Annotated in this window: 18 protein-coding genes and 1 tRNA gene; 9 read left to right on the top strand and 10 right to left on the bottom strand. The window is 71.0% G+C overall.

Annotated elements, in window-relative coordinates; translation table 11 throughout:
• From VFH10_RS00565 to VFH10_RS00545, 5 genes are all read left to right on the top strand, one after another.
• Positions 1-349 (top strand): acyl-CoA dehydrogenase family protein (locus tag VFH10_RS00565; RefSeq protein WP_325124943.1); only part of this gene is annotated, 349 nt, incomplete at its 5' end.
• Between the two features lie 29 nt (positions 350-378).
• The gene (locus tag VFH10_RS00560) at positions 379-1,632 is read left to right on the top strand and encodes a helix-turn-helix domain-containing protein (protein ID WP_325124942.1); all 1,254 of its coding nucleotides are present in this window, start codon (positions 379-381) and stop codon (positions 1,630-1,632) included.
• 88 nt (positions 1,633-1,720) lie between these two features.
• Complete coding sequence (locus VFH10_RS00555; protein ID WP_325124941.1) at positions 1,721-3,415, top strand: PHA/PHB synthase family protein; 1,695 nt, start codon at positions 1,721-1,723, stop codon at positions 3,413-3,415.
• Positions 3,412-4,230: an alpha/beta fold hydrolase gene (locus VFH10_RS00550; RefSeq protein WP_325124940.1), complete on the top strand. Its 819-nt coding sequence runs from the start codon at positions 3,412-3,414 to the stop codon at positions 4,228-4,230. Before VFH10_RS00555 ends, VFH10_RS00550 begins: the two co-directional genes overlap by 4 nt.
• Before the next feature lie 192 nt (positions 4,231-4,422).
• A complete protein-coding gene (locus tag VFH10_RS00545; RefSeq protein ID WP_325124939.1) occupies positions 4,423-4,863 on the top strand; it encodes an aromatic ring-opening dioxygenase LigA in 441 nt (146 codons plus the stop codon).
• 77 nt (positions 4,864-4,940) lie between these two features.
• On the opposite strand, the gene VFH10_RS00540 is transcribed toward VFH10_RS00545, so the two are convergent.
• Both VFH10_RS00540 and VFH10_RS00535 read right to left on the bottom strand, forming a co-directional pair.
• Positions 4,941-5,420: a MaoC family dehydratase gene (locus VFH10_RS00540; protein WP_325124937.1), complete on the bottom strand. Its 480-nt coding sequence runs from the start codon at positions 5,418-5,420 to the stop codon at positions 4,941-4,943.
• Between the two features lie 15 nt (positions 5,421-5,435).
• Positions 5,436-6,929, bottom strand: coding sequence for a long-chain fatty acid--CoA ligase (locus VFH10_RS00535; protein ID WP_325124936.1), 1,494 nt, complete (start codon positions 6,927-6,929; stop codon positions 5,436-5,438).
• 222 nt (positions 6,930-7,151) lie between these two features.
• Between VFH10_RS00535 and VFH10_RS00530 the strand changes: the two genes are divergently transcribed.
• The gene (locus VFH10_RS00530; RefSeq protein WP_325124934.1) at positions 7,152-8,228 is read left to right on the top strand and encodes a YihY/virulence factor BrkB family protein; all 1,077 of its coding nucleotides are present in this window, start codon (positions 7,152-7,154) and stop codon (positions 8,226-8,228) included.
• 13 nt (positions 8,229-8,241) lie between these two features.
• Here VFH10_RS00530 and VFH10_RS00525 read toward each other — a convergent pair whose 3' ends face one another.
• Positions 8,242-8,997 carry a PIG-L deacetylase family protein gene (locus VFH10_RS00525; RefSeq protein ID WP_325124933.1) on the bottom strand — a complete coding sequence of 252 codons (756 nt, stop codon included), beginning with the start codon at positions 8,995-8,997 and terminating at the stop codon, positions 8,242-8,244.
• A 155-nt stretch (positions 8,998-9,152) separates the two neighbouring features.
• On the opposite strand from VFH10_RS00525, the gene VFH10_RS00520 reads away from it, so the two are divergent.
• Positions 9,153-9,229 (top strand) — tRNA-Ile (locus VFH10_RS00520).
• A 123-nt stretch (positions 9,230-9,352) separates the two neighbouring features.
• On the opposite strand, the gene VFH10_RS00515 is transcribed toward VFH10_RS00520, so the two are convergent.
• Positions 9,353-9,910, bottom strand: a complete 558-nt coding sequence (locus VFH10_RS00515) for a DUF2269 domain-containing protein (protein ID WP_325124932.1) — start codon at positions 9,908-9,910, stop codon at positions 9,353-9,355.
• Positions 9,907-10,131 carry a hypothetical protein gene (locus tag VFH10_RS00510; protein ID WP_325124931.1) on the bottom strand — a complete coding sequence of 75 codons (225 nt, stop codon included), beginning with the start codon at positions 10,129-10,131 and terminating at the stop codon, positions 9,907-9,909. Before VFH10_RS00510 ends, VFH10_RS00515 begins: the two co-directional genes overlap by 4 nt.
• Before the next feature lie 89 nt (positions 10,132-10,220).
• Between VFH10_RS00510 and VFH10_RS00505 the strand changes: the two genes are divergently transcribed.
• The gene (locus VFH10_RS00505) at positions 10,221-10,874 is read left to right on the top strand and encodes a TetR/AcrR family transcriptional regulator (RefSeq protein ID WP_325124930.1); all 654 of its coding nucleotides are present in this window, start codon (positions 10,221-10,223) and stop codon (positions 10,872-10,874) included.
• 80 nt (positions 10,875-10,954) lie between these two features.
• Here VFH10_RS00505 and VFH10_RS00500 read toward each other — a convergent pair whose 3' ends face one another.
• From VFH10_RS00500 to VFH10_RS00485, 4 genes are all read right to left on the bottom strand, one after another.
• Positions 10,955-11,899, bottom strand: coding sequence for a DMT family transporter (locus tag VFH10_RS00500; protein WP_325124928.1), 945 nt, complete (start codon positions 11,897-11,899; stop codon positions 10,955-10,957).
• A gap of 274 nt (positions 11,900-12,173) precedes the next feature.
• Positions 12,174-14,036, bottom strand: coding sequence for an FAD-dependent monooxygenase (locus VFH10_RS00495; protein WP_325124926.1), 1,863 nt, complete (start codon positions 14,034-14,036; stop codon positions 12,174-12,176).
• Between the two features lie 189 nt (positions 14,037-14,225).
• Positions 14,226-14,756, bottom strand: coding sequence for an ArsI/CadI family heavy metal resistance metalloenzyme (locus tag VFH10_RS00490; protein WP_325124924.1), 531 nt, complete (start codon positions 14,754-14,756; stop codon positions 14,226-14,228).
• An 89-nt stretch (positions 14,757-14,845) separates the two neighbouring features.
• Positions 14,846-15,187 carry a hypothetical protein gene (locus VFH10_RS00485; protein ID WP_325124922.1) on the bottom strand — a complete coding sequence of 114 codons (342 nt, stop codon included), beginning with the start codon at positions 15,185-15,187 and terminating at the stop codon, positions 14,846-14,848.
• Positions 15,188-15,401: 214 nt separating this feature from the next.
• Here VFH10_RS00485 and VFH10_RS00480 point away from each other — a divergent pair, with 214 nt between their 5' ends.
• Positions 15,402-15,782, top strand: coding sequence for a metalloregulator ArsR/SmtB family transcription factor (locus VFH10_RS00480; RefSeq protein WP_325124920.1), 381 nt, complete (start codon positions 15,402-15,404; stop codon positions 15,780-15,782).
• Positions 15,783-15,897: 115 nt separating this feature from the next.
• Here VFH10_RS00480 and VFH10_RS00475 read toward each other — a convergent pair whose 3' ends face one another.
• Positions 15,898-16,194 (bottom strand): hypothetical protein, encoded by a 297-nt coding sequence (locus tag VFH10_RS00475; RefSeq protein ID WP_325124918.1) that lies wholly within the window; start codon positions 16,192-16,194, stop codon positions 15,898-15,900.
• Positions 16,195-16,313: the final 119 nt, after the last annotated feature.

Here is a 16,313-nt window from a genome sequence, read left to right as displayed (position 1 = left end):
CGGCAAGCCGATCGCCGACTTCCAGGGGCTGCAGTTCATGCTCGCCGAGATGGGCATGAAGGTCGAGGCGGCCCGGCAGCTGACCTACGCCGCCGCGGGCCGCTCCGAGCGCGGCGACAAGGACCTGACCTTCTTCGGGGCGGCCGCCAAGTGCTTCGCCTCCGACACCGCGATGCAGGTGACCGTCGACGCGGTCCAGGTGCTCGGCGGCTACGGGTTCACCAGCGAGTACCCCGTCGAGCGGATGATGCGGGACGCCAAGATCACCCAGATCTACGAGGGCACCAACCAGGTGCAGCGGATCGTCATGGCCCGCCAGCTCCTCGCTGGCATCCAGTCCGAGATCTGAACCGAACCGTCGAGAGGAAAGGAGGTCCGATGGTTGCGCTCACGCCGGAGCTGCTCGTATCAGCGAGCGGCGATAGCTACGACGTCGGCCTCCTGGTCGACCGTCTTCGGCTTCGGCTGGACTCGTTCGTAGCCGAGGCTCGGTCCGCCATCATGGCGCAGGTCCCGGCGTATGGGCAGAACGACCAGGCGGACCTGCGTGAGGAGGTCGCGTCGAACTGTGCCCAGGTGTTCGGGATCTTCCTCGACACGTTGGCCGCCGGTCGACCGCCGGTGCCCGGGGACTTCCCCATGGCCGCGGGCTACGCCGCACGACGCAGCGGCGCAGGCATCGCCCTGGAGGACTTCCTCAAGGCGTTCCGGGTCGGCCAGGCGGCACTGTGGGAGCAGGTCCGGGCCACGGCCGTCGACCTGCCGGGCGGCTCCGAAGCCGCCGCTGCGGTGGTCGGACACCTGATGGCCACCATCGAGGCGGGCAGCAGCGCCGCCGCCCGAGCGTACGTCGACTCGACGAACCTGCGCGCGACCGACGTCGCCAGGGTCGAGCGCGACCTGATGGAGGATCTGCTCTCCGGCCGCGCGGACACCGCCGCGACCCGGACCGAGGTCCTCGCCGGCGCGGGGCTGGCAGCCGACAGCCGCGTGCTCGTCGGGATCGGGCTACCACGCGACCCGGAGGGCACAGCTCCGTTTCTCCCGGAGGCGGCCGACCTGGTCAGCAGAGCGGTCGCGCAGAGCGTCGGAGGCGTGGTCGTGGTTCGCCAGGACGAGGTGGTCGCGGTGGTCCCCGTCGACGAGCTCGGCGAGGCCACCGTGATGGCCCGCCTCACCCGTCTCGTCGAGTCGCTGTCGAGCCGGGGCGTTCCGGTCACCTTCGGCTTCAGCACGGTTCACGCCGGACTCGCCGCGGTGCCTGCTGCGCACCGCGAGGCCGAGCTCGCCCGATCGACGCTCGGAGACCGGCCCGGTCTGTTGGCGCTCTCGTCCATGTCCACCCTCGACTACCTCGTCACTTGTGCCGACGACTCGGCGCGCCGGCTGATCCGTCCCGCGGTGCGCGCCTTCATCGAGGAGGACGCCTGCGACGGCGGCGTGCTCGTCGACACGCTGCTGAAGTACGTCGCCGCTGACATGAACGCGAGGTCGGCCGCCGTACAGCTGCACGTGCACGTGAACACCATCTACTACCGGCTCGACCGGATCACCGAGCGGACCGGCCATGACCTGCGCCGCCTCGACGAGGCCTTCGAGCTGCTGCTCGCCGTGAGGCTGCTCGCCGCCTGAAAGCAGTCCGAGACGCGCTCGCGACGGCGCGTCCCGGCCCGACCTACACGTTCCATCCGAACCACTTCCCCCCGAGAGGTATCCCGCCATGACCCTGACCGCCGACTACGTGACCGACGACGACGTCGCCATCTCCTTCGACCACCTGCTCGGCGGCGTGGGGCGGATCGCCAACCCCCGGATCCTCCCCGGGGGCGAGGTGGTCACCTGGGTGGGTGCGCTGGCACGTCGCCCACGGACGCCCGCCGCGCGAGCCCTCGAGCTCGCGGCCGAGATCGGCCGGGTCGTCGCCGGCGTCTCGGAGGCCGCACCGTCCAAGCGCGACCGCCGCTTCGTGGACCCCGCCTGGAGCGGGAACCCCTTGCTGCGCCGATGGGTCCAGGCCTACCTCGTCACCGTCGACAAGGCGCAGCAGATGATCGAGGACGTGGACCTGGACGACCGCACCCAGGACCGTCTCCGTCTCCTCGTGGAGAACCTGAGCGATGCGCTGGCCCCGTCCAACACGCCGCTGCTGAACCCCGCCAGTGCGAAGGAGACCATCGACACCGGCGGTGCGAGCCTCGTCCGCGGGGTCCGCAACTTCCTCGCCGACATGTCCAGCCGGCCCCGGGTGCCGAGCATGGTGGACAACTCCTCGTTCGAGCTCGGCGAGAACCTCGCGGCCACGCCCGGGAACGTGCTGCTGCGCACGCCCATGTTCGAGCTGATCCGGTACGCCCCGACGACCGAGAAGGTTCGTGCCGTCCCGCTGCTGATGGTGCCGCCGACGATCAACAAGTACTACGTGCTCGACCTCGCCCCGGGCCGAAGCATGATCGAGTACCTCGTCGGTCAGGGCCAGCAGGTGTTCGTGATGTCCTGGCGCAACCCCTCGACCCGACATGCGGACTGGGGGCTGGACGCCTACATCCACGCGGTCGAGGAGGCCCTCGACGCCGTGCGCGAGATCACCGGCTCGTCGGCCGCGTCGGTGTACGCCGCCTGCTCGGGCGGGATCATCGCGTCGATGGCGGCGGCCCACCTCGCCGCAACCGGGCGCGGCGACGAGCTGGCGTCGCTCACCCTGGCTGTCACCGTGCTCGACCAGCGCAACGCCGGCACCGCGAACTCCGTGGTCGACCGGCGCCGTGCCGAGGCCGCCGCGGCCATGTCCCGCCGGGCCGGCTACCTGGACGGCAACGCCTTGGCCGAGGTATTCGCGTGGCTGCGTCCGAACGACCTGATCTGGAACTACTGGGTCAACAACTACCTGCTCGGCAAGCTGCCCCCGGCCTTCGACATCCTGTCGTGGAACGCCGACACCACCCGGATGCCGGCTCGCCTGCACGCGGACTTCCTCGCGTTGTCTATCGGAAACAAGCTCGCCACCCCGGGGGATGCGACCGCCCTGGGCGTGCCGGTCGACCTGGGCAGGATCACCGCCGACAGCTACGTCATCGGTGGCGAGACCGATCACCTCACCCCCTGGCAGGCCTGCTATCGCAGCACCGGCCTGCTCGGTGGGAAGTCGGAGTTCGTGCTGTCCACCAGCGGCCACATCGCGGCGCTGGTGAACCCGCCCACCAACGCCAAGGCGGCGTTCCGTTACGCCACGGACACCTCGATGTCGCCGCGGGAGTTCCTGGAGGGCGCGGAGCAGCACCAGGGCTCCTGGTGGACCCACTACGCCGAGTGGTTGGGGGCCCGCTCGGGTGAGCTGCAGTCGGCCTCCGCCGAGCCGGGACGGGGCCGGTTCCAGTCGCTGGGCGGGGCCCCGGGCACCTACGTGTTCGACAAGTGAGCGCGCATCATCCTGCCGAGCGCACCCGGGTCCTCTCCGTCGAGGGGACCCGGGTCCGCGTCTGTGTCCGGGGCACGGGCAGGCCGCTGCTGCTCGTCATGGGGATCGGCGCCAGCCTGGATCTCTGGGAGCCCCTGGAGCGCGCTCTGGCGCCGCTCGGGTACCAGCTGATCTCGATCGACCTGCCGGGCGCCGGCGGCTCGCCGGCCCTGTTCCCGCCTCGCCGGATGGCCGGCCTGGCCCGGATCGCGGTGGCCGTCCTCGACGAGCTCGGCATCGACCGGGCCGACGTGCTGGGACTCTCGTTCGGGGGCATCGTCGCCCAGGAGATCGCGCGTCAGGCGCCGACCCGGGTACGTCGGATGATCCTCTGCGCCACCGGCCCGGGGCTCGGGGGCGTTCCGGGCCGGCCGAGCGCGCTGCGGCACATGATGACACCGAGGCGCTACCAGTCGAAGGACTACGCATCGCGGATCGCGGGCGAGCTCTACGGCGGTCGGGCGCGTCTGGAGCCCAGCATTCACACCTCGATGAAGGCGCGGTACATCCGGCCACCTTCGATGTACGGCTACCTGACCCAGATCTTCGCCGTCACCGGCTGGTCCAGCGTTCCGTGGCTGCACCGGGTGCGGATCCCCACGCTCGTCATGGCCGGCGACGACGACCCGATCATCCCGCTGGCGAATGCCCGGATCATGTCCTGCCTCCTGCCCGACTGCCGCGTCCACATCGTCGAGGGAGGCGGCCACCTGTTCCTGCTCGACATGACCGATGACGTCGTCGGGGTGGTGGACGGGTTCCTCACGGGGACCTGAAGCCGGGGCCTCTCGCGGGCGGTCTACCCCAAAGAGGATGGCGCGAGACCACGGCTGGCGGTGCGACCCTCGTGGCAGAGACGCGGCGCGCTGGTCGTTCCGGTGCCTGCGGATCCGCGCAACCACCCTCCCGGGCAGGTGCGCGCCTAACCGTCACCGGCGTCACGGCGCCAGCCAGCGTCAGGGGTAGTCATGCAGAAGGCAGCAGCGTTCGCGGCGATCGTCGTCGGCGTCATCATGATGGTGGCGGGAGTCGTCACGTGGGTCATCGTCTCCAACACCCTGTCCGAGCAGAAGATCGTGGTCTCCGACGACGCGAGCTGCCTGGCCGGAGACGAGGTCGACGGGCCGTTCTCGGCGTACTGCCAGGCCGACATCATCAACCAGCACACCCTGGACGCCACCGGCGGCAAGACCTACGCCGAGCTGGGTCAGGAGGACCCGCTCCGCGAGACGGCGATGACCTCGGCCTTCTTGCAGTCCTCGCTCTTTACGTCGGTCGTCGCGTTCGGTGTCGCAGCCATGGCATTCGTCCTGGGCCTGATGCAGCTCCTGATCGGGCTGGCGCTCAGGTCGCAGGAGGCCGAGGCGCGGGCACCGGCCACGGGGGCCGCGCCGGTGACCGCCACCTGACCACCGCGTCCCCCGGCCGCGCGGACCCGCGCGGCCGGATCGACTCCCGCGGTTCGACGAGAGGGGCGGTGCCGCAGTCAGGCGATGTGACGGTAGACCGCCTGCGCCACGCAGGCGGGCTTCGTCTGCCCCTCGGCCTCGACGATGAAGTCGATGGTCAGCTCCACCCCGCCGGTCAGCTCGGTGACCGCGAGCACCTGGCCGCGCAGCCGGATGCGACCGCCCGCCGGGACCGGGGCCGGGAAGCGCACCTTGTTCAGACCGTAGTTGAGGGTCATCGTGCCGCCCCGGAGCTCGAGCAGCTCTGCGAACAGGGGCACCACGAGTGACAGCGTGAGGTAGCCGTGCGCGATGGTCCGGCCGAAGGGCCCCGACGCCGCGCGGGCGACGTCGACGTGGATCCACTGATGGTCCCCGGTCGCGGCCGCGAACGTGTCGATCCGGTCCTGGGTCACCTCGACCCAGCGACTGGCCCCGAGGTCGGTGCCCGCGAGCGCGCGAATCTCCTCCGCTCCGCAGGCCACTATGGGTGAGGCGGTCAAGGGGGTAGTGGTCATGGCCGATCCTCGCTCTCAGCCCAGCACCGCGGGTGCCTGCACCTCGCGGCGGAGGATCTTGCCGGTGGAGCCCTTGGGCAGCGCCGCCTCGACCCAGACGTGACGCGGATACTTGTACGCCGCGACCCGGTCCTTGACGAACTCCCGCAGCTCCTGCGGAGTGGCCGATGCGCCGGGCTTCAGCGCGACCGCCGCCCCGATCTCCTCGCCCAGGTCTGCGTGGGCGATCCCGATGACGGCCGCCTCGGCCACCGCCGGGTGCTCGTAGAGCACCTCCTCGACCTCGCGGGGGTAGACGTTGTAGCCGCCGCGGATGATCAGGTCCTTCTTCCGGTCCACGATGTAGAAGTAGCCGTCCTCGTCCTGCCGGGCCAGGTCACCGGTGCGCAGCCAGCCGTCGACGATGGTCTCCTCGGTGGCCTCCGGCTTCCCCCAGTAGCCCTTCATCACGTTCGGGCCGTGGATCGCGACCTCCCCGACGACTCCGCGCGGGACGTCCGTCCCGTCGGCGTCCAGCACCCGCAGCGCGACACCGGCCACCGGGGTGCCGATGGAGCCCGGCTTGCGCACCTTGTCGGGGTGGTTGAAGCAGGCGACGGGGGAGGTCTCGGACAGGCCGTAGCCCTCGAGGATGATGCAGTCGAAGGCCGCCTCGACCCCCTTCAGCACCTCGACGGGGAGGGCCGCGCCGCCCGAGACGCAGGTGCGGAGCGTGGCGACGTCGTACCCCTCGCGGCCGGGCGCGTGCAGCATCGCGGCGTACATCGTCGGCACACCCTCGAAGACCGTCACTCCGTCGCGCTCGATGACCTCCAGCGCCTTGACGCCGTCGAAGCGTGGGACGAGGGTCAGCGTCGCCCCGGCGACCACCACCGCGTTGAGCCCGCAGGTGAGGCCGAAGACGTGGAACAGGGGCAGACAGCCCATCACGACGTCGTCGGGGTCCAGGTCGAACAGGCTCGTCGCGGAGACGGCGGCGTTGCCGGCGAGGTTGTCGTGCGTGAGCTCGGCCCCCTTGGGCTTGCCGGTGGTGCCGGAGGTGTAGAGGATCACCGCGGTGTCCTCGGCGGCCCGCGGCACCGGGGTGCCGGCGCCGGTCAGCGGCAGCAGCTCCTGGCCGAGGGGTCCGACCGGTACCGCGGCGACGCCGACCTCGGCCGCGGCCTTGGTCGCCTCGTCGCCGACCCCGTCGGCGACGAACAGGAACCGCGCGCCGGAGTCGGTCAGGTAGTACTCGACCTCGCGCTGCTTGAGCAGCGGGTTCATCGGGACGACCACGGCACCGGCAAGAAGTGCGCCGTAGAAGTGCACGGGGAACGCCGGGAGGTTCGGGATGACGAGGCCGACGCGATCGCCCGGCTGCAGGCCCTGGCCGACGAGCCACTGGGCGGCCGCGGCGGCGCGGGCGTGCAGCTCGCCGTAGGTCAGCACCGTGTCGTCCAGGCGCACGGCGGGCTTCTCGGGGTACATCTGTGCGGCTTCGTAGAGGTTGTTGGCGAGGTTCGTCATCGGGTGGTCCTGGATTCTCGTGTGGGACGGCGTGACCGGCTGGTCGCACCCTCGACTCTCGCCGAGGAGGGCTCGGGAACCCATGTGCTGGCGTACAGAACATCCGACGCGCCGTTGTCAGCGGCTCACAGCCGCTCTCGTCCGCTCCGCGCCGGCCAGGCGACAGGACGATCGCCGCGCCCAGTCCCGTTTGCGCGGTTCGGGTTCGGGAACGTCGGACCCATGGACGTCACCTCGAAGCACCGCGACCCCGGCCCCGACGACCGGACCGTGGCGGATCCGGACGAGCTCGACCGGCGCGAACCGGACTCGCCGACCGACCTGACCAAGCGGTCCTGGCTGTACGTCGCCCGCAAGACCGCCCGCGAGTTCACCGACGACCAGTGCACCGACCTCGCCGCGGCGCTCACCTACTACGCCGTGCTCGCACTCTTCCCGGCGGCGATCGCGCTGCTGTCCCTCGTTGGCCTGGTCGGCCAGGGCCCCCAGACCGTCGAGACCCTCCTGGGCGTGCTCCGCGACGTCGGCGCCGGCAGCGCGGCCGACACGCTCGCGCCGACCCTGGAGTCGTTGGCCGGCGCCGAGCAGGCTGCCGGGCTGGCGTTCGTCGTCGGCCTCGCGGGAGCGCTCTGGTCGGCTTCGGGGTACGTCGGGTCGTTCGGCCGGGCGATGAACCGGATCTACGAGATCCGCGAGGGTCGGCCGTTCTGGAAGCTGCGGCCCTGGATGATCCTGATCACCCTGGTGGCCCTGCTCCTCACCGCCGCAGTCGCCCTCGCGCTCGTGCTCACCGGGCCCGCCGCAGAGGCGGTCGGCAACGCGGTCGGTCTCGGCTCGACGGCCGTGCTGGTGTGGAACATCGCCAAGTGGCCGGTCATCCTCTTCGCGGTGGTGCTCGTCGTCGCGATCCTGTACTACGCCACCCCCAACGTGCAGCAGCCCAGGTTCAGGTGGGTCAGCGTCGGCGCGGTGCTGGCCATCGTGGTGTGGATCGTCGCGTCGGCCGCCTTCGGGTTCTACGTCTCCAGCTTCTCGTCGTACGACAAGACCTACGGCGCGCTGGCCGGCGTCGTGGTGTTCCTGCTCTGGCTGTGGATCACCAACCTCGCCCTGCTGTTCGGGGCCGAGCTCGACGCCGAGCTGGAGCGCGGCCGTGAGCTGCAGGCGGGTCTGCCGGCCGAGGAGGTCATCCAGCTGCCCCCGCGCGACACGCGCAACATCGAGAAGTCCGAGCGCAAGGCTCGCGAGGACATCGAGCGCGGGAAGGAGATCCGGCTCGGGTCGGGGCGTGAGTCCTGACCTGCCGGGTCGGCTACTCGCCCCAGCCCATCGGGAAGACCTCGAACCCCACCGCATGCGGTACGCCGAGCCGGGTGCCCGTCGCCCGCGACACGCCCTCGAGGAACTCCGCCGGGTCGAAGTGCTCCCAGCCGAGCCCTTCGATGTATGCGGAGTGCGCCTTGAGCGACTCCACCCCCACGTCGAACGTGTCCGTGATCTCGACGGCCTGGTCCGACTCCGGAGAGCTCGCCGCCCACACCTGCGTGACGCCGCCCCACGGTTCGAGGCTGCCCCCGTCGAGCTGCTCGTGGAACACCCATCGGTTGCCGGCGTCGCGGACCGCGTCGAGGGTGGCCTTGCCGGTGGCGATGTGGTCGGCCTGGTTGAGGTTGCGGCCGCCCCACGTGTCGCGGAAGTTGTTGGTGATCACGATTTCGGGGCGGTGTCGCCGTACCACCGCGGTGATGGCCCGCCGGAGCCCCACGCCGTACTCCAGCACCCCGTCCGGGAGGCGTAGGAAGTCGACCGCGTCCACGCCGACGATGCGGGCCGACTCGATCTGCTCGGCCTCACGCACCTCGCGGCACTGCTCGGGCTCCATGCCGTCGATGCCCGCCTCACCGCTGGTCACCATGCAGTAGACGACGTGCTTCCCCTGCCCGGTCCACCGGGCCACGGCAGCGGCGGCGCCGAACTCCATGTCGTCGGGGTGCGCGACCACGCACAGCGCGCGCTCCCAGTCCTCGGTGACGCGGGTGAACGGTGGCGGCGCGGTGTGATCAGTCATGGGCCCAGCATGCTGGAGCGACCCGCCGGCGGGAAGCGTCTGAACTGGGGGCCTCAGAAGAAGCCACCGCCCTTGGGTCGGTCCTCGAGGTGGTGGTGCCACGTTGCAGAACGTCGGCGCGCGGCCGGGTAGGCTCCCCGACGCGTAGACAGCGCGGGGCGGTAGCTCAGTTGGTCAGAGCAGAGGACTCATAATCCTTGGGTCGTGGGTTCGAGCCCCACCCGCCCTACCAGTCAGAAATTGCGTGAACGGCGCTGGAAACGTTGTCGCGAGCGCAGGCCTGTGGTGACCGCTGGCGAGGGCGCTCCACGCGGACGGCGTAGATCTCGTCGGGTGACGACGGACGTGCGGGAGCTCAGCTGGGGCCCCCCGGGTTGGTCGCACCGGGCGGGTCGACCACTGCAGGGGTGGTGCGTGACCGCAACCGCTGCCGATGTCCGCGTGGGGTGAGTCCGCGTGGCTTGTAGACGGCCAGGGCGGTGGTCAGCAGCAGCAGGGCGAGCGCAGCGGTGGAGTGGACGACGACGGTTGGCGCACGCAGCTGGCCGATGGGTGCACCTGAGGCAGCGAGACCGGCGTAGTGGCCGAGGGTTTGCGTATAGGTGACCAGGACCAGGGTTGCGAGGGTGGTCAGGACGAGCTTGAAGACCACCCAGTAGTGCCGCAGCAGACCCCACGCGGAGGTCAACGACTGGACGATGCCGGTGGTCAGGGAGGCGACGGCCAGCGGGACCAGGACGACGGAGTCGGACCAGCCCATCACCAGGTAGGCGCCCCGCACGAGCTGGGCGTCGGCGCTGCTCGTGCCCGCGACGGCGAGCGCGAGGAAGCAGACCACTGCGCCGAACCAGCCGACTGAGGACAGGATGTGGACCAGCAGCAGGGCGTGCCTCGTTCTCGGCGTGCGCCTCATGGGCGGCTGTCCGCCGCGACGGGGACCGGGTGGGTGTCGGTGAGGCTGGGACCGCCCAGGTGGCGGCCCGGCCCGTGCTCTCCACCGGTCAGAACTGCAACCACAACCACGATGGCCACCAGCGCTGCGATGACCAGGGATGCCTTGACCCAGTTCGGCATCGGCGGGGCCGGCGTGCCCGGCGCGTTGGACGGACCGTGGGACCGGTTCTTGTCTCGCATGCGACCAGTGTTTGCGAGACACAGCGTCTTGGTCAAGACAACGTGTCGTCTATGTGACGGTGCGTCTCCCTTGGCGTACCCTGTTGGCCATGCCGAAGTTGTGGGAGGACACCGTCGACGCGCACCGTCAGGCGGTGCGCGAGGCCGTTCTCGATGCGACGTCGGCGCTGGTGGCCGAGCGCGGGGTCGGTGGGGTGTCGATGTCCGGGGTCGCGGATGCGGCCGGTGTGGGGCGGGCCACGCTGTACCGGTACTTCCCGGACCTGGAGGCCGTGCTTGCCGGGTGGCACGAGCGGCAGGTGGCCGGTCACCTGGACCAGCTGCGCCAGGTCGCGGCGCGGGCCGCGGACACCCGGGAGGCTGGCGGTGCTGGCGTGGAGACCCGGTTGCGGGCGGTGTTGACGGCGTTCGCCTTCGCGTCCGCGCAGGGGGCGGGGACCGACGTGACGGCGGTACTGCATCACGGGGAGCGGATGGATGCGGCGCGCTCGGAGCTGGTCGGGTTCATGCGCGACCTGCTCGTCGAGGGTGCCGACGCGGGCGTGGTGCGCACCGACGTGCCCTCCGGTGAGCTGACCGGGTTCGTCCTGCACGCCTTGGGAGCCGCCGTGGAGGTGGTGCCCGCCCACGGCTCAGCTGGCACGGACCGAAACGCCAGAGGAGGGCGTCGCCGCCGCGGTGGTCATGCTGCCGTCGACCGGCTCGTCGGACTGGTCCTGGACGGGCTGCGCCCGACCGGCTGACGCGCGCCCCGCTGTCTCCGACCGTCGCCGCGGTTCGCCCTCGGGCTGTCTCGCTCGGTGGGGTCAGGTGCCGGCGAGGCTCAACGCGAAGCTCCGCTGGTCGTGGGGGCAGCTGCCGTGCCTGCGCGCTGCCGGATGGCGATACCGACGGTCGCGGCCACGATGATCACCGCGCCGAGCCACTGTCGCGGATCGAGCCGTTCACCGGTCAGGTAGCCGGCGGCGACCCCGAAGACCGGGATGAGCGGCAAGAACGCGCCCGCGTAGGAGGCCGGCACCTGGCGGAGACCGGTGACGAAGAACCAGAATCCGAGGCCGTAGTACAGGACTCCGGACCCGGCGGCGCCCAGCCAGGCCCCGGCGCCGAGGCCACTGAAGTCCCAGCCGGGGCCACCGGCCAGGCCCACCACCGTCGCCAGGGCGACCGCGAAGCCGAGCGCCGCGGCTTGCTGGGCGAGCACCACGGTGAGCGAGGAGTCGTCGAGCATCAGCCGTCGGGTGAGCACCGCATACAGGGCGCAGAACCCGATGGAGACCAGGGTCAGGGTGATGCCGATGGCCTTGCCGGTGGCGCCAGGCTGGTAGACGACGAGCAGCACCCCGGTGATGGCGACGGCGACCGATACCGCCAGCGATGCAGGGATGTGCTCGCGGAGCACGAGCGCGGCGAGCAGCAAGATGATGACCGGCTCGAGCGCCCACAGCAGCACGGACATGCTCGCGGTGATGGTGGTGAGCCCGATCAGGCCGAGTGCGTAGGCGACGCCGGGGTTGAGCACGCCGAGCGCGGCGAGCCGGCGCATCGGCGGTGTCCAGGCGAAGCGTTCGCGGCGGACCGCGGTGAGCAGGAGCAGGAGTGCGCAGCTGGCGGCCAGCTGCAGGGGGAGCAGAGTGAGCGGGGCGACGTCGTCGACGACCTGCTTGGAGGCGACGGTGCCGAGTCCCCAGCAGGCGGCCGCGGCGACGAGCGCGGCGACCGCGCTGGGTGCCGCGGGGAGTCGGCGGGTGGAGGTGTGGCTGGACATGGCGGAACTCCGGTGGAGGACGAAGTGGGCAGGACTGAGCATCGGCGCCGCAGGACGGCGCCAGTGGCGTCAGTTCGCGGGGTCCTCCGCGTCGCAGCAGTCGTAGGCCGGCGCCCGGCACGGTCTTGCCGGCGTTCGTGAGCACACCTGCCCAGCCATGTCTTTCAGGCTACTCCTGAACCGATCGTCGGAGTGCTGCGACGAGTGCTGGACCGGACCGCGGCGAGCACGACCGGCGTGAAGTGGTTGCCGGTGACGCAGCGACATGGAGGGGTCAAGCCGTGGTGAGCCAGTTGGCCAGGAGGGCCCGCACGCCGTCGAGGTTGGCGTCGGAGTCGCGGGCCGCGACGTGTCCGTCCGGTCGGACCAGCAGCGCCTCCGCCCCCCGGATGTGCCATCTCCGCCGGGCGACGCCGTCCGTGTCGACCAGTTCGTCGACCGGCACGTCGACTGGCACGCGGACGGGTCGCCCGGAAGACTCGACCGGACCCGCGGAGTGCCCCGCCGTCGGAACGCCGCCGCGTGGAAGCACCTGGTGGAGATGGAGCCAGGGCCGGTGCGCGGCGTGAAGCTCAGCGACCTCGGCCGGGTCCCAGTGTTCGGCGGGTCCGCACAGCAGCAGGTGGAATCCCGGCGCGGTGAGGGCGTCGTGCATCCACAGGCGTTCTTGGCCGGCCGTGACCTGAGCGTCGGGCAACCGTTCGCCGGGCCGCGGGTGCCCTGCCCGACGTCCGGCCATTCGTGACCGCAGCACTCCCAGTCTCGTCGGCATCTTGGTCGAGGAGCTGGCCGGGGTGAGCAGGTTGGGGTAGCGGATGCCGAGCTGGGAGACGGTGCGGAAGGCGACCGCGCGGGTCTTCGGAACCCGGGCGGCGAGCCCGAGGGCTCGCGGCGCGAGGTGGGTGCGGGCGAACCGGACGGGTGCCGCGCTCGAGGTGGCCGCGGTGAACGCGCGGTTGGTGAACCGGAGCACGAACGCCCCGACTGGCCGGCGTTCCCGGTCGTAGGTGTCGAGCAGCCGCGGTGTCGCTCGCCCGTGGCAGACCAACCCGAGCTTCCAGCCGAGGTTTGCCGCGTCCTGGATGCCGGTGTTCATGCCCTGGGCGCCTGCAGGGCTGTGGATGTGGGCGGCGTCCCCGGCCAGGAAAACCGAGCCGGACCGGTAGGTCTCGGCGTGCCGGTGATGGATGCGGAACACGGTCGACCAGATCGGCGAGCTCAGGCGGACGGTGCCGCCGGTGGCCGCGTCCACGACGTCTTGCAGTTCGGCGTCGGTGACGTGTGCGGACCCGACGACGTCCTGCCGGCCGGACCCGCCCTGCGGCGGTTCGGCCGCCGCCTCCGGGCCGACCGTGGGGGATGGGCGGTCGGGGCGTGGGGTGAGCACTCGCCAGGCGGCGGGCCGGCGGAGTGGGAAGAAGAACAGGGGGCCGTGCTGCCCGAACCAGACGTGCGCGGCGCCCGGGTCGAGCCCGTCGGCGTCGAGGTCGGCAAGCAGGAAGGTCTGCGGGTACCGGCCGCCGGCGAAGGTGATGCCGGCGAGTTCGCGCACCCGCGAGTGCGCGCCGTCGCAGCCCACCACGTATCGGGCGCGCAGAGTCTCGCTCGGTGTGAGTCCCTCCGTGGAGGGGTGCTGGTCGGCGGCCGTGGCCTGGACGAGATTGCACTCGAGGCCCTCGTCACCTTGCCCGGAACCGTGGTAGTGCGCGAAGTCGAGGAGCCTTGTGCCCCATTCGACGGTGACTCCGACCTCGGCCAGGTGCTCGACCATTGCGGCCTCGGTCTCGGCCTGGGAGAGGAACAACAGGTACGGGTAGGCGGTGTCGGCCATGCCCATGTCGAACAGCGGCAGCCGGGCGCTCCGACCGTCGGCATGCCAGTGCAGGTGCACGGCCGGGTTGCCCCGCTCCAGGAGCCGGGCGGTGACCGTTCCGCGAAGCACCTCCAGGGTTCGCGGCTGCACCGCGAGGGCACGGGACTCCATGACCGGATGCGGCTTGGGGTCCACGATCCGCACGCTGACCCCGTAGGCAGCCAGCTGGCCGGCCAGGGTCAAACCGGTTGGGCCTGCGCCGACGACCAGCACGTCGACGCGAGCCGGGGCGCCCGATGATGCCTCGTTCTCGACGACACTCACGCGTCCATGTTGGCGCCAGTAGTGGCCGCGGACCACCACCTCGGCCACCCCGGCTACCTCGGCTACCTCGGCTACCTCGGCTCCGTGACACCAACGCAACGCGGCGGGCCCCGACACCCGGGGGATGGAGGCTGCGCCGTGACCCCGGGACAGGGGTCGTGGTGATCCGCCCGTGCTGGTGGTGAACCGTCAGCTGCAGCAGCCTCCGGCGGAAGCGCTGACCGGCTGCCGTTCGGGGCCGACGGCCATGTCACCGTCGGCCCCGTTGGCGCCTCCGCAGCAGCCGCCGTTGACCGGGACCGAGTCGTCGCGCAGTGCCAGGTCGGCGAGGGCGGTCCTGCCCTCGAGCTCCGGGTGGGCATCGGCGAGGACGACGTAGTTCTCCCACTTCTGCCCGTCGGGGCCGGTCACCCAGTGCTTGTCCTGGCGGGCGTAGCAACAGACCACGTCGCCCTCCACGTCCAGGATCAATCCGGCGGCCTCGAGCCGGTTCGCCTCGGCCTCGACCTCCTCCATGGACTCGCGCTCGACGCCGAGGTGGTTCAGGGTGCCGGCCTGCGCCGGGTTCTCGAACAAGATGAGCTTCAGCGCGGGGTTCTCGACCGCGAAGTTCGCGTACCCGGGGCGGCGCTTGGCGGGCTCGGTGTCGAACAGGGTGCGATAGAAGTCGACCGCGGCGTCGATGTCGTTGACGTTGAGGGCTAGCTGCAGACGGGACATGGTGGTGCTCCTTCTCGATGCGGGTGGCGGGAGGGTGTTGTGACTCGGTGCTGCCCGAGCGTGTCGGGGTTTGCGGGCCTGGTCGTTGGTCAGGCGGCGCAGCAGACGAGCTGCGAGGTCGACCCCGTCAGCGCGGCGCGGCCCTTTGAACCGCGCCGCATGGCGTGCGGGGCGTGCCGGGTCAGGGCCTGCGCCAAGGCGACCCGGACGGCGCCCACGACGCCACGCGCGCTGACGGCGGGGGTGGCCCAGCGCGGCGACGCCTCGCGGCCTTGGCGAGCGATCCGAGCGAATTCGGTCGTGCGGATGAGGTCGGCCGTGCGCTGCTGAGCGACCATCGCGCTCAGCGAGGCCGGGTAGCCGCGGTCGACGGCGCCGCGTTGCGGGCTGGGGCTGACGGTCCCGGCCGAGCCGGGGTGGATCAGGGTCATCTCGGGCTCCTCGGAGTTCGGGCCCGGCGTCCGGACCTCGTTACATCGACAACTGTCGATGTCTTCGTCGACCATCGTGCCCATCGACAGCCATCAATGCAAGCATCTGGCAGGAAAAGTTTTCGCAGGCGCTCAGGCCCTGTGGCGGCTTCGGCAACCAACTCGCTGACCTGGCTTCATTGACGGTCACCGATGTCGTGGCACCATGGGTGACATGACGAAGTTGCTTCCGGTTCTGGAGTCCGCGCCGGCCGGGGCGTGCTGCGCCCCGCTGGCCTCGGCCCCGCTGTCCGTCGAGGACGCGAAGGCGCTGGCCACGCAGCTGAAAGCCCTCGCGGACCCGGCCCGGTTGCGGCTGCTGTCGCTGATGCTGGCCAACCAGGACATGGAGGGGTGCACCTGTGACCTGACCGACGCGCTAGGTCTGAGCCAGCCCACCGTCAGCCACCACCTGAAGAAGCTGACCGAGGCCGGCATCGTGTACGCCGACCGAAAGCAGGGGCCGTGGACCTACTACCGGGTCTCGGTCGAGGCGCTTGCGGGCCTCGCGGGCGTCATCTCGGGCACGGCCGCGCCAGCCGCGGCGCCGGCCTGACGAACGGCCCGGGATGGCAGACGTGGAGGCCGGGTTCCCGTGCGTGTCCGTGCTGCAACGAACTCGTCGCCGCGCCGGCGACGTGCGCGGTCGTGCCGATGATCGGCCAGTCGGCTCAGAAGCTCTCGGCGACGTATCGGGCAGCGTTGAACTCGGCACCCCCGTGCACGTCCCCCTCGGTATCACTGGCTGAATGGTGGTCCAGCCAGGCGACCGCTGCGTCGGCGTGGCGGCTGTTGACCAGCACCCATGCGATGCAGTTCGCCTCGGCACAGGTGACATGCGGACCGAGCCGTTCCGCTGAAGCCGGCCGGCCGAAGACCCGGGCGAGGTAGTTCAGCGATTCCTCGAGGTCACGGCCTTCGTCGCGTCCAGCGAGAATCATGCGCACCAGTGCTGGCTTCGCACTCATGAGAGGGTTGTACCCGGAAGCGCTGTCTTCTATTCATGCACCAGGCGGCCCAGCCGAGACTCGTCAGGGCGAGCCCGACACGGGTTGTCCGTCGGCCCCCTCGGGACCTGGGAGGCTCG

This window comes from Nocardioides sp., assembly GCF_035697785.1.
Taxonomy (GTDB): Bacteria; Actinomycetota; Actinomycetes; order Propionibacteriales; family Nocardioidaceae; genus Nocardioides_B.
Note: the sequence above shows the minus strand (reverse complement) of the source record. Positions and strands in the feature narration are given on the sequence as shown.